This is a genomic window from Streptomyces sp. JH002, assembly GCF_050916115.1.
GTDB classification, from domain to species: Bacteria; Actinomycetota; Actinomycetes; order Streptomycetales; family Streptomycetaceae; genus Streptomyces; species Streptomyces xiamenensis.
The window spans coordinates 259,825-271,437 of sequence record NZ_CP087989.1 but is presented as its reverse complement, the minus strand read 5'-3'; the positions used below and the strand labels follow the sequence as shown (position 1 = coordinate 271,437).

Sequence of the window (11,613 nt, the reverse complement as noted above, 5' to 3'; positions counted from 1 at the left end):
GGCGTGGGGCGAGAAGGCCTGAGGAGCCCCGTTCCCTGGAGGTTTCGGGGCGCTGCCACGCCCCTGCGCGCCAGAGGACACGAAGTTCTCTGAATGGATCCCCGGCATCCCGTTAACTGTCCTGCGATCTGCCACGACTGCCGGAGTCGCCCTGGCTGAGATCAAGGGTGAAGGTAGCAGCCCGAACGCACCTTCGTCACCTGGTTGTTTCGATGGTCACGCGTGGTGAGGAACGCGGGAAAGTGGTGGGAATATTTTGTTCACGGGTTTCCCGCAAGAGGTGGACATGGCAAGTCCGAGGCTGGTAAGAAGATCATCTGTGCACGGCCACAAGTCGTGCACGCCGTCTGTGAAAACCCCGGAGCGGTGATGTCCGGCCCCCACGGGAGCCGGACGCGGAGCCGTGTCCGGGCACGGGGTCCGAAGGCCGAGCACCACCCGGCCGTCGGTCGAGCGTCTAACGGGGAGACAGGGATGAACGCCAACCCTTTCGAGGATGAGTCCGCCGACTACCTGGCCGTGGTCAACGCCGAGGGACAGCACTCGCTGTGGCCGGCGTTCGCCGAGGTGCCGCCGGGCTGGAACGTCGTCGCCGGTCCTGCCGGCCGCGAGGACTGTCTGCGATTCATCACGGAGAACTGGCAGGACATGCGGCCCAAGAGCCTGGTGGCCGCGCTCTCGCGGTCGGCCGGCTGACTTCGGCGCAGTCGGCGGGCACCGCAACACGGGGATCACACATGACCGGGGAACGTCTCGTCGACGTGCCCGGAATCTCTGACGTCCACTCCTTCGGCCATGCCCTCACGGAAGAGGGACGGCCCGGGGCGTGGCGCGGCAGGGGTTCGGCACGCGGCCATCACGGCGAACTGCTCCAGGGAACCTTCACCGCGCAGGACGGGCGGCTGCGCCGTGGGCTCACCACACTGCCCTGCGCGCTGTTCAGTTCCGAGGCGACCGTCGAACTCAGCAGCTCCGCGGAGAACTTGCGCGTCGAACCGGGCTGGAAGAACAAGGCCAGGCAGGCGGCGTGCGCCACGCTGGCGGCGGTCGGCGTGCCACGCCTGGGCGGAGTGCTGCGGGTGCGGAGCAACATTGAAGTGGGGCTCGGGTTCGGCTCGTCATCGGGCGATGTCACGGCCACGATCCGTGCGGTCCTCGACGCCCTGGGGATGAGCCTGCCCGTGGAGGACATCGCCAGGATCGCGGTGGCCGCGGAGTCCGCGGCGGACCCCCTCATGTTCGACGACATGCTGCTGTTCGCCCACCGTGAGGGAGAGGTCATCGAGTCCTTCGGCGTGCCGCTGCTGCCGCTCGCGGTCCTCGGCTTCCCGTTGGGGATCGGTCCGGTGGACACCCTCTCGCACCCGCCCGCCCGCTATACACCTCGAGAGATAGAGCAGTTCGACGAGATGCGGGTCCGCATGCGGTGCGGAACGGCCGGCGGAGACCTCCGGGAGATCGGCCGGATCGCCACCGAGAGCGCGACGGTCAACCAGCGTTTCCTTCCCGTTCCGCAGTTCGCCAAGTTGTTGAAGATTCATGCTCATGTGGAGGCTGTCGGGATCCAGGTCGCCCACAGTGGAAGCGTCGGGAGTTTTCTTTTCGACGCCACCGACGCCGACCTGATGTCGAAGACCGCAGTCGCCAGGGAATACCTGGCGAATATCGGTGTCGAAAAGAACTGGTATTACGAGGAAGGAACAATGGCCGGCTGATCAGAGGTGCCGTTCCGGCGCGGTCACGGCGGTGGCTCCGGCAGGGCCGTGCACGCACCCGGTGCTCCTTCCGCCCACCGGGGGATCGACCACCGGGGGCATTGGGCGCCCGGCCTCACAGAATATTTTCCTTCTGCGAATACTGGCCTGCCGTCCGCGTGTCCGCCTGTCCGCGAACGCGGGCCGTCACCCCGGCCTGCCCGTTCCTCGGCCGTCCCCTTCCCACGGGAGCAGCACACGGAAGACCGTGTGCCCGGGCCGGCTGGTGACATCGACGCGTCCGCCGTGCGCCCGCGTCACCGACGCGACGATCGACAGTCCCAGGCCGGTGTTGCCCCCCGCCCGTGACCGTCCGTGGTCGCCCCGCGTGAAGCGGGCGAACACCTTCGGCAGCAGATCAGGAGGGATTCCCGGGCCGTCGTCAGTGACCGTCAACACGATGTCCTCCGCAGCGGCGACGAGGCGGAGCGTCACCTCGGTTCCCGGTGGGGTGTGAGAGGCGGCGTTCGCCAGCAGATTGGTCACCACCTGGTGCAGCCGCGGACCGTCCCCGCGTGTCAGCAGCGGATCCTCCGGAAGGTCCAGCAGCCAGTGGTGACTCGGCCAGATGGCGCGGGCGTCGTCGACGGCGTCCAGGGCCATCCGGCTGAGATCGACCACATCCCGGGCCAGCGGGCGGTCGGAGTCCAGCCGGGCGAGAAGCAGCAGATCGTCCACGAGCGCGGACATCCGCGCGGACTCGGCGACGACGCGCTCCAGGGAACGCCGTACGTCCGGCGGCAGGGGCCCGGGACGGCGAAGTGCCAGCTCCGCGTGGCCGCGCACGTTCGCCACCGGAGTGCGCAGTTCATGGCCGGCGTCGGCGGCGAACTCCCGCAGCCGCTCCGCACCGGCCTGCCGGCGGGCGAGTGCGACTCCCACGTGTCCCAACAACTGGTTGAGTGCGGCACCGACCCGGCCCACCTCGGTGCCCGTGTCGGTGTCCGGCACCGGCTCGGGCATCGCCACCTCCCCGCTGGCCAGCGGCAGCCGGGTCACCTCCGTGGCGGTCGCCGCCACCCGGTCCAAAGGACGCAGCGCGAGCCGGATCCACAGATAGCCGGCGGCCGCGGTGGCCAGCAGGGCCGCCCCGAACACCACGCCCTCCACCACCCGCAGATGGGCCACGGTCTCATCGACGCCGTGCATCGGAAGCCCGGTGACCAGGACATCGCCGTCATCACCCGGCACCGCCACCACACGGTAGGAGCCCAGAGCGGACAGGGCGAGCGTGCGACCGCCCTCATCGGCCGGAAGCGCGGCGAGGGCGGCGCGGTCGGCGGCGTCCAGCGGCACCGGACGGGTGGATTCGTCGTGCACCACGGCGGTGGCGGTCACCGTACCGTCCAGCAGCCGGGCTCCGAACGTGTGATCGGGCTGCCCCCGCGTGTCGAGCATGTTGTCCTCGTCCGGCCGGTCCTCGTGCTCCAGACTGGCCGCGAAACGCCCGCCACTGGAGACCAGCTGCTGGTCAAGCCGCTCCAGCAGAAAACCGCGCAGCGCCGGCACGGTGGTGAGGCCGACCGTCGCGCACACGGCCGCCACCAGGACGACGAGACCGGTGGTGAGCCGGGCGCGCAGGGTGCGCGGAACCGGGGGTCGCCTCACCGCACCCCCGGTTTCAGCACATATCCGCTCCCGCGCACGGTGTGGATCATCGATGGCCGGCCGGCGTCGATCTTCTTGCGCAGATAACTCACGTAGAGCTCCACGACATGGGCCCGGCCGCCGAAGTCGTAGGACCACACATGCTCCAGGATCTGCGCCTTCGACAGCACCCGTCGCGGATTGCGCATCAGGTACCGCAGCAGTTCGAACTCGGTGCGCGTCAGTTCCACCGGCCGGCCGCCGCGGCTGACCTCCCGCGCCTCCTCGTCCATCACCAGATCACCGACCGACAGCCTGCTGCCGGGCGGCTCCAGGGCCGTACCAGCCCTGCGCAGCAGCCCGCGCAGCCGCGCCAGCACCTCCTCCAGGCTGAACGGTTTGGTCACATAGTCGTCGGCACCCGCGGTGATGCCCGCGATCCGGTCCTCCACCGCGTCCCGCGCGGTCAGGAACAGCACGCACGCCTGGCTCGGCTCCCCGCGCAGCGCCCGCAGCACTCCCGGGCCGTCGATGCCGGGCAGCATCCAGTCGAGCACCACCGCGTCGGGCCGGAACTCCCGCGCCACATCGAGTGCGGAGGCACCGTCGGTGGCGGTGCGCACCTGCCAGCCCTCGTAGCGCAGCGCCCGGGAGAGCACCTCGACCAGGTCGGGCTCGTCGTCCACGACCAGGACCCGTGCGGGTGACCCGTCTGGGCGCAGGGGCGGACCGCTGCTCGTGATGTTCTGCCTGTTCATGATGGTTCCCAGCATCCCCCGGCGGCGGGTCGGGCGCAGGGCCGTGAACCTCTGTGTTCGCTCTGAATCACTCCCGCCCGGCCGTGATTCAGAAGGTCCTCAGAGCTGCGCCCGTCACTGTGGTCACCGGCACCGGAACCACCGGCCGCCACGAGGAGCGGAGAGACGGTTGACCAGGACGGACAGCGATACCGCGGGGGACGGGAGGGTGCCCGGAGGCCACCGCCACCGGGCGGGGCCGCGCCGGAGCCTGTGGGCGCGCCGGAACCGGCTCATTCCGGGAGCCGCCCAGTGCGTGATCTGGACCGGGGCCGCCGCCGTTCTCTTTCTCTGGTGGCGCGACACCCCGGCCGTGACAGGCGCAGCCGAATGGCTGACGGGAGCCGGCCGGATCACCGGCCTGCTGGCCGGGTACGCCTGTGCCGTGCTGCTCGCGCTGATGGCACGGCTGCCGGTCCTGGACCGCGGGGTCGGCACCGACCGGCTCTCCCGCTGGCATGCCATGGGCGGCCGCTACACCGTGTCACTGGCCATCGCCCACGCTCTGCTCATCACCCTTGGGTACGCCATGACCGCGCACACCGGACCTGCCCAGCAGGCGGTGACACTGATCACCGGCTACCCGCAGATGCTCAGCTGCGCGGCGGGCTTCGCTCTCCTGCTGTTCACCGCGGTGGTCTCCGCCCGTGCCGCGCGCCGTCGGCTGAGCTACGAGGCATGGCACGCCCTGCACTTCCTCACCTACCTGGCGATCTTCCTCGCCTTCGGACACCAGCTCGCCCTGGGGGCCGACTTCACGTCGAACGCGGCGGCGAGGTTCTGCTGGTACGCGCTGTACGGAACGGTGGCCGTCCTTCTGGTGTGGTACCGCTTCCTGCTGCCGGTACGCCGGGCGCTGCGACACCGCCTCGTGGTCACCGCCGTGACCCACGAGGCGCCCGGTGTGGTCTCGATACGGATCGCCGGACGCCACCTCGACGAGCTGGGGGCCCGGCCCGGTCAGTTCTTCCGGTGGCGCTTCCTCGTTCCCGGACTGTGGTGGTCCGCCAACCCCTACTCGTTGTCGGCGCCCGCCCGCGACGACCTGCTGCGCATCACCGTCAAGGCGGTCGGGGGGCACAGCGCCCGGCTGGCCCGGCTGCGGCCCGGCACGCGGGTGTGGGCGGAGGGACCGTACGGAGGACTCACGGCCGAACGGGCAACTGGTGCCGCCAAGTCGCTCCTGGTCGCCGGGGGAGTGGGGATCACGCCGCTGCGCGCGCTCTTCGAGACCCTTCCGGGCCAGGTGACCCTCATCTACCGGTCCCACCGTCCCGAGGACGTGGTGCTCCGCGACGAACTGGACGCCATCGCCCGGCACCGCCGCGGTCGGGTGCACTACCTGCTCGGGGACCGCGCCGATTGCGAGGCCGCCCTCACCGCGCGGGGACTGCGCCGGCTCGTCCCCGAACTGCCCGGCCACGACGTCTACCTGTGCGGGCCACCCGCCCTGACCGAGACCGTCACCGCGGCCCTGCGCCGCGCGGGAGTGCCCCGCCGCCGCATCCACCACGAGTCGTTCGCGTTCTAGCGGACCGTCACCCCGGAAGGAACCGAACGTGCACCGTGCCGCCATCGCAGCGGTGACCACCGTCGCGGGTGTGGTCGCCCTGCTCTCCCTCAAGCCCCATGCCGCTCCGGCGGCCCTCGCGCCCGCGCCGCCGGCGGGCGATCCGCCGCCGGCCGTCGCGCCCGGCCCCGACCCGACCGGCACGTTCACCGGGAAGTCGATCGACACTCCCTTCGGACCGGTCCAGGTGGAGGTCACGCTCGATCAGGGAAAGATCACCGGTGTTCGGGCCCTGCGAACACCGGCCGGTGATCCCAGGACCGAAGCCATCGCCGCGCAATCGATACCCCAGCTCACCCAGGAGGTGCTGCGGGCGCAGAGCGTCCACGTCGATGCCGTGTCCGGGGCCAGCTACACGAGTCAGGGCTACCTGGATTCCCTTCAGAGCGCGCTGGACCAGGCCGGTGGCTGAGCCGGGCCGCGGGCTGCGTCACGCCGAGCACGTCATGGGCACCGTGTTCTCCTTCGACATCCGTGGTGCCGTCACCCCCGCCGTACGCCGCGCTCTGACGGACGCGGTCGCCATGCTGCACCGCGTGGACGAGGTCTTCTCCACATTCCGTCCCGACAGTGCCATCAGCCGGCTGGGGGCGGGAACCACCACGGTGGACGCGTGTCCGCCGGAGGTGGCCGAGGTCCTGGAGCTGTGCGCGGAGGCGACCCGCCGCAGCGGCGGCTGGTTCAGCGTCCGCGCCGCAGGCTTCCTGGACCCGTCCGGACTGGTCAAGGGCTGGGCCACCGAGCGGGCCGCCGAACTGCTGCGAGGGGCGGGAGCGGAACGGGTGTGTGTCAACGGCGGTGGTGATCTCCAGTGCACGGGCACAGCCCCGGCGGACCCCTGGCGGCTGGGTGTCGCCGACCCGGCCGCCCCGGGACACCTGCTCGCCGTCGTGCAGGGGTATGACCTCGCGGTCGCCACCTCCGGCACCGCCGAGCGGGGCGCGCACATCCTCGATCCGCACGCCCGGGAACCCGCCGGCGAACTGCTCTCCCTCACCCTCATCGGCAACCGCCTGACCTGGACCGACGCCTACGCCACGGCCGCCTTCGCGAGGGGATCCGCCGCCCGCGACTGGGTGGAGGGACTCGAAGGTCACGAAGCCCTGGCCGTGACCCGCGGGGGAGCGGTGTGGCACACCTCCGGCTTCGGCTCCTTCGGCCGGCTCCTACACCGCGGAACATCCCCGGGCCGACTCACGAGTGACGCGTGAGGCCCGGTGCGCTGCGCGGGTGGACAGAACGGGGAACCCACAGGGCTTGTCCCCCCCCAAGCCTGTGTGCCATGGCCCCATGAGGGGAACGGCCGGCCAGGATCGGCCGATCCTCTTCTCGTTCGCCATGTCGCCGACCCGGGGGCTGGGCGCCCTGCCCTTGCTTGTCAGGGGTTCATTCCCGCGGCTTGTCGAGGTCAGACATGTCGAGGACGAACCGGTAGCGGACCTTTCCGACTTGGAGCCGGTTCAGTGCTTCGGTGACGCTGGACGAGGGGAGCACTTCGACGTCGGCGGTGATGCCGTGCTCGGCGCAGAACGCGAGCATCTCCGCCGTGCCCGTGGTCCCTCCGGTGCCCGAGGAGGTGAGCTTTTTCCGACCGGCCGCCAGTTCGATGAGGCGCGGACCTGTGAGCAGTGGGTTGCCGACGACGCAGAGGGTTCCGTCGAGTGCGAGCATGCGCAGCAGTGGTGAGAGTTCGTGGTCGGCGGAGATGGTGTCGAGGATGAGGTCGAAGCGTCCGCGGGCCTGCCGCACCTGGCCCTCGTCGGTCGTCAGGAGAAGGCTTGCCGCCCCGAGGGCGGGCGCGTCCGCAGCCTTGTCGGCGGTGCGGCTGAGCACGGTCACCTCCGCTCCGAGGGCAGCCGCGAGCTTCACACCGAGGTGCCCGAGTCCGCCGAGGCCCGCGATGGCGACGCGGCTCCCGGGGCCGATGCCGGCCGCACGCAGGGGCTCCCACATGGTGATTCCGGCACACATCAGTGGCGCCGCCGCCGCCGGATCGAGCCCTTTGGGGAGGGGGTGGGCGAACTTCTCGCGCAGCACGTATTCACGGCTGTATCCGCCCTTCGTGACGGTCCCGTCGGCGCGGTCCTCGCTGCCGTAGGTGCCGAGGGGCCCGAGGTGGCAGAAGTTCTCCTGCCCGACTTCGCACATGGCGCACTCACCGCAGGAGTCGACGAGGGTTCCGACGGCAACGGGATCACCCACGGCGAAACCGGTCACGGCAGCGCCGGCGGCGGTGACCGTGCCGGTGAACTCATGCCCCGGTACAAGCCCGCTGCCGTCGGACATGTGCGGCGTGACCCCGTGGATCGCGTGGAGATCACTGTGGCAGACACCACAGAAGTCGACCCGGACGGCGATGTCATCGGCGCGGAGGTCCCTGCGCTCGATCTCGACCCGCTCGAGTTCAACCCTGTTGTCCGTGCTCTGCCAGGCGAAGGTGGTGCGCATCGCGCCTCCAAAAGAGAATAACTAGTCTGTCTTCGGCGAGGCTACGTCGAGCTCGCGCGGAAAACAACCAACTAGTCTTTCTGTTAAAGTTGACGCATGTCTGCACTGCCTACCACTGCGCGCGGTATCGCCACTCGGCGTCGGATCCTTGACGCCGCGTCGGCGGAGTTCGCACAGGTCGGTCTCGCCGGTGCCCGCATCGACCGCATCACTGCCGCGTCCGGCGCCAACAAGGCGCAGCTGTATGCCTACTTCGGGAGCAAAGAGGGACTCTTCGACGCGGTCATCGCCGATCGGGTCGATACCAGTACCGAAGGCGTTGCCTTCGACGCCGACGACCTGCCCGGCTGGGCGGTGCGTCTCTACGACCAGAATCTCCACTTTCCCGAGCTTGCGCGACTCATCGCCTGGACGAGGCTCGAGCGGCAGCCGACGGGACGATGGTTCGACGGTGCCCAGCACGAGTCGAAGCTCGCTGCCGTAGAGGCGGCGCAGGCTGCCGGCCGGGTGCGGGCGGGGGACCCCGCCGACCTTCTGATCCTTCTCATCGGCATGGCCTCCGCCTGGTCGCCGGCCAGCAGCGTCTATACCGCCACTGCCGACGAATCCAGTAGCGATCACGACCGACGACGCGCACTGCTCCGCGACTCCGTCGCCCGAACCGTGATGCCCTGAGGCCTCTCCCAGGAGGCGCACCGCCGATGTCCGACGTTCCCCCGGGGAGCTTCGGACGCCGATTTCACCACGCGCCCGGTCGAGCGGCGTGAGCCACGCGCGTCAGAGCGAGGCGGGGCGACGTGTCGGCGAGCAGCGCCGGGCGGAGCGTGCTCAGGCTGCTGCCGCGCAGGCACTCAAGACCGTCGCCCCTCTCGCTCGATCGTCGCCATCAGTGCGTCCAGCAGGCCCGGCGCCGCTTCTTGGAGGCTGGCGCGGCGGAGGCGGTGGCCGCGGGAGGGGCCGACCATGACCGGGTGGAGGATGCCGGCCTCCACGAGGATCTTGAAGTGGTGGGTCGCGGTGGATTTACTGAGGCCCTCGTAGAGGTCCGAGCAAGGGGCTTCGGCGACAGGGGAGGCCGCCAGGCGGCGGACCATTTCCAGGCGGGCGGGGTCCGCGAGGGCACGCAGCAGTTTCTGGACGGGGGCGACCGCCGGCAACTGGTCGGGCGGGGTTTCCCAGGGCGGCATCAGACACCTTCAAGTTTGACGAACGTCGTACTTGCTCTTAGCGTTCTCGAAGTACGATCTGCATCGAACTTATCAGGAGTCCCCCGTGCCGTCACCCTCCCCGGGGCGCCGCCCCCAGCCCTGGAGCTACGCGGTTCTCCTCGGCCTCCTCATGCTCGGCCAAGCGACCTCCGCCATCCCCTCGCCGCTCTACTCCCTGTACGCCGAGAAGTGGAACTATCCGCCCTTTCTGACCACGGTCATCTTCGCCGCGTACGGGGCCGTGGCCGTCATCGCGATCCTCTGCTCCGGAGCCCTGTCCGACCGTTACGGCCGCCGGCCGGTGCTCCTGGCCGCCGTCCTGCTGCTCCTCGCCGGACTCGCGGTCTTCGTCCTCGCGACAGGGCCCGCGCACCTCGTCGTGGCACGGATGCTCAACGGCCTGGGGATCGGCGCGATCGTCGTCGTCGCCGGGGCTGCTCTCCTGGACGTGGATCCACAGCGGGCGGCGCGCAGCGGAACGCTCACCGCCATCGCCTTCAACGTCGGCATCGCCGTCGCGGCACTCGGGACCGCGACACTCGCCCAGACCAATTTTCACCCCCTGCTCCTGCCCTACCTCGCCGACGCGCTCATCGCCCTCGTCCTGCTCGCCCTCCTCGCGGTGATGCGGGAACCATACCCCGGCGCCGGTGCCGCGCCACTGAGGATCCCGCGCCCACGGGTGCCCAAGGAGATCCGCTCACGCTTCGTCTTCTCCGTGATCGGCGCCGGCGCCGCCTGGGCCGTGCTCGGGGTCTGTTTCTCGCTGGAACCGTCCATCGCCGCACAGGCCGCGAACATCGAAGGGCCGTTCTTCGGCGGCATCATCATCGCGGCCGTCACTCTTTCCGCCGCCTGCGCGCAGGTCGCCGGTGGTCGCTACCCGGCCCGTACGGTCGCGCTCACCGGCGACACGGCGCTCGCCGTGTTCATGCTGGCCGGAATAGGCGCCTTCGCGACCGGCAACGCCGTCGTCATCACTGTCGCGGTCGCACTTCAGGGCGGCGCCTACGGACTTGCCTTCGGCGGCTCCCTGCGCCACCTGACCACGCACATTCCCGCCGAGAGCCGCGGGGCCGTCATGTCCGCGTTCTATCTGTTCGCCTACGGCGCGCTCATCACACCCACACTGCTCGTCGGTATCGGCGCGACGCTGTGGGGCGGCACTACGATCTTCCCCTACTTCGCCGTGCTCGCGGCCCTTCTGTGCCTCTCCGCCGTCCTCGCCGAACGGGTGCTGGGCCGCCGGGAAGGACATCGTGCGCAGACGCGGGCGCCGGCGGCTGAGGTGTCCCGGATGAGCGAGGTCGACTGACCGGCGACCCCATGGCAGCCCGGCAGGGGCCGGCGGATAAGCACCCCCGCCGGCCCCTGCTGCCGCCTCCCTTGGCCCGCCGCCTTGTCCGACTCGGGTACTACGCACCCGTGTTCCGGGTGGGTAGCTGGGGTGGATGGGTCTTCCGGCGAGGGTCCCCCCACGCGCGCCGGTGAGGGCGGGCGCCGTGGACAGCGCCTTGAGGCGTGGCGCAGCTCGGCGAACTGGTCCGTGCCGTTCCGCAGTTCCGACCTGATACTCGAGCTGTGGATCGTGATCTTCATGGCTGGGCTGTGGCTTGTCCATGATCGTGGGCGGGCTGAGCGGCGAGGGGATGCTCTCGGTCTCGCTCTACCAGTCACACGGAGCGTGCAGATCGCGGATTGAGTCGTCGAGTTCCACGGGCCGGTCGGGCCAGCCGTTTGTGGACCATTCGGTGATGCGCCACGCCAGCCTCTTGGGCCAGACGGGTGTACTCGGCATGAGGGCCACGTCCACCCAGTCCAGTTGCTGACCGGGCGACAGGTCACCAGGAGCCGCACGTTGTTCAGCGTGATCTGGGTCGTCCAGGCGCATCAGGGAGTAGTGCTCTACGCGGTCGCTGTTGCGTACCACGGCCAGTGGCCGCTCAGCCGTTCCGATCAGACCGGTCTCTTCCGCCAGTTCCCGCTCGGCAGTCGCCGATGGGGCTTCGCCTGGCTCGACACCGCCGCCGGGGATGAAGTACTTGTGTCCGTCTTCGGGGGCGTACCGGATGAGGAGCATCCGCCCTCTGGCCAGTACGACGGCGCCTCCCCGGCGAGGAACGTCGCGGGCAAGCCCTTGCCGTGCATCCGTCATCATTACTCCTGCGCTCCAGCGTTGGCTCGTGATTTTGCTGGTGAGGGCCGGTGCGGAATGGGTGCGGCCACCGTTGATCATCGTGAGTTGTGTG

The 11,613-nt window shown here is 70.0% G+C and carries 12 protein-coding genes; 7 read left to right on the top strand and 5 right to left on the bottom strand.

Annotated features, from left to right (window positions below; all coding sequences use genetic code 11):
- The first annotated feature begins 474 nt into the window (after positions 1–474).
- Both H7827_RS01200 and H7827_RS01195 read left to right on the top strand, forming a co-directional pair.
- Entirely contained in the window at positions 475–696 is a 222-nt protein-coding gene (locus tag H7827_RS01200; RefSeq protein WP_386539949.1) for an MbtH family protein, read from the top strand.
- A gap of 41 nt (positions 697–737) precedes the next feature.
- Positions 738–1,715 carry a GHMP kinase gene (locus tag H7827_RS01195; RefSeq protein ID WP_432741890.1) on the top strand — a complete coding sequence of 326 codons (978 nt, stop codon included), beginning with the start codon at positions 738–740 and terminating at the stop codon, positions 1,713–1,715.
- Between the two features lie 186 nt (positions 1,716–1,901).
- Here the strand turns inward: H7827_RS01195 and H7827_RS01190 are convergent, their stop codons facing one another.
- Positions 1,902–3,362 carry a sensor histidine kinase gene (locus tag H7827_RS01190; protein ID WP_432741888.1) on the bottom strand — a complete coding sequence of 487 codons (1,461 nt, stop codon included), beginning with the start codon at positions 3,360–3,362 and terminating at the stop codon, positions 1,902–1,904.
- Entirely contained in the window at positions 3,359–4,099 is a 741-nt protein-coding gene (locus tag H7827_RS01185; protein ID WP_432741886.1) for a response regulator transcription factor, read from the bottom strand. Before H7827_RS01185 ends, H7827_RS01190 begins: the two co-directional genes overlap by 4 nt.
- 208 nt (positions 4,100–4,307) lie before the next feature.
- On the opposite strand from H7827_RS01185, the gene H7827_RS01180 reads away from it, so the two are divergent.
- Genes H7827_RS01180 through H7827_RS01170 form a run of 3 tightly spaced genes read left to right on the top strand, consistent with a single transcriptional unit; the run spans position 4,308 to position 6,919 of the window.
- Positions 4,308–5,669: a ferredoxin reductase family protein gene (locus H7827_RS01180; protein WP_432741884.1), complete on the top strand. Its 1,362-nt coding sequence runs from the start codon at positions 4,308–4,310 to the stop codon at positions 5,667–5,669.
- Positions 5,670–5,697: 28 nt separating this feature from the next.
- Complete coding sequence (locus H7827_RS01175; RefSeq protein ID WP_432741882.1) at positions 5,698–6,120, top strand: FMN-binding protein; 423 nt, start codon at positions 5,698–5,700, stop codon at positions 6,118–6,120.
- Positions 6,113–6,919 carry an FAD:protein FMN transferase gene (locus H7827_RS01170; RefSeq protein ID WP_432741880.1) on the top strand — a complete coding sequence of 269 codons (807 nt, stop codon included), beginning with the start codon at positions 6,113–6,115 and terminating at the stop codon, positions 6,917–6,919. Before H7827_RS01175 ends, H7827_RS01170 begins: the two co-directional genes overlap by 8 nt.
- A gap of 175 nt (positions 6,920–7,094) precedes the next feature.
- On the opposite strand, the gene H7827_RS01165 is transcribed toward H7827_RS01170, so the two are convergent.
- On the bottom strand, positions 7,095–8,156 hold the full coding sequence (locus H7827_RS01165) for an NAD(P)-dependent alcohol dehydrogenase (RefSeq protein WP_432741878.1): 1,062 nt from the start codon (positions 8,154–8,156) through the stop codon (positions 7,095–7,097).
- 96 nt (positions 8,157–8,252) lie between these two features.
- Here H7827_RS01165 and H7827_RS01160 point away from each other — a divergent pair, with 96 nt between their 5' ends.
- Positions 8,253–8,831 (top strand): TetR family transcriptional regulator, encoded by a 579-nt coding sequence (locus H7827_RS01160; RefSeq protein ID WP_432741876.1) that lies wholly within the window; start codon positions 8,253–8,255, stop codon positions 8,829–8,831.
- Between the two features lie 176 nt (positions 8,832–9,007).
- Here the strand turns inward: H7827_RS01160 and H7827_RS01155 are convergent, their stop codons facing one another.
- Positions 9,008–9,343, bottom strand: a complete 336-nt coding sequence (locus tag H7827_RS01155; protein WP_386539967.1) for an ArsR/SmtB family transcription factor — start codon at positions 9,341–9,343, stop codon at positions 9,008–9,010.
- An 85-nt stretch (positions 9,344–9,428) separates the two neighbouring features.
- Here H7827_RS01155 and H7827_RS01150 point away from each other — a divergent pair, with 85 nt between their 5' ends.
- Positions 9,429–10,679: an MFS transporter gene (locus H7827_RS01150; protein WP_432741874.1), complete on the top strand. Its 1,251-nt coding sequence runs from the start codon at positions 9,429–9,431 to the stop codon at positions 10,677–10,679.
- Positions 10,680–11,030: 351 nt separating this feature from the next.
- On the opposite strand, the gene H7827_RS01145 is transcribed toward H7827_RS01150, so the two are convergent.
- The gene (locus tag H7827_RS01145) at positions 11,031–11,600 is read right to left on the bottom strand and encodes an NUDIX hydrolase (RefSeq protein ID WP_432741872.1); all 570 of its coding nucleotides are present in this window, start codon (positions 11,598–11,600) and stop codon (positions 11,031–11,033) included.
- Positions 11,601–11,613: the final 13 nt, after the last annotated feature.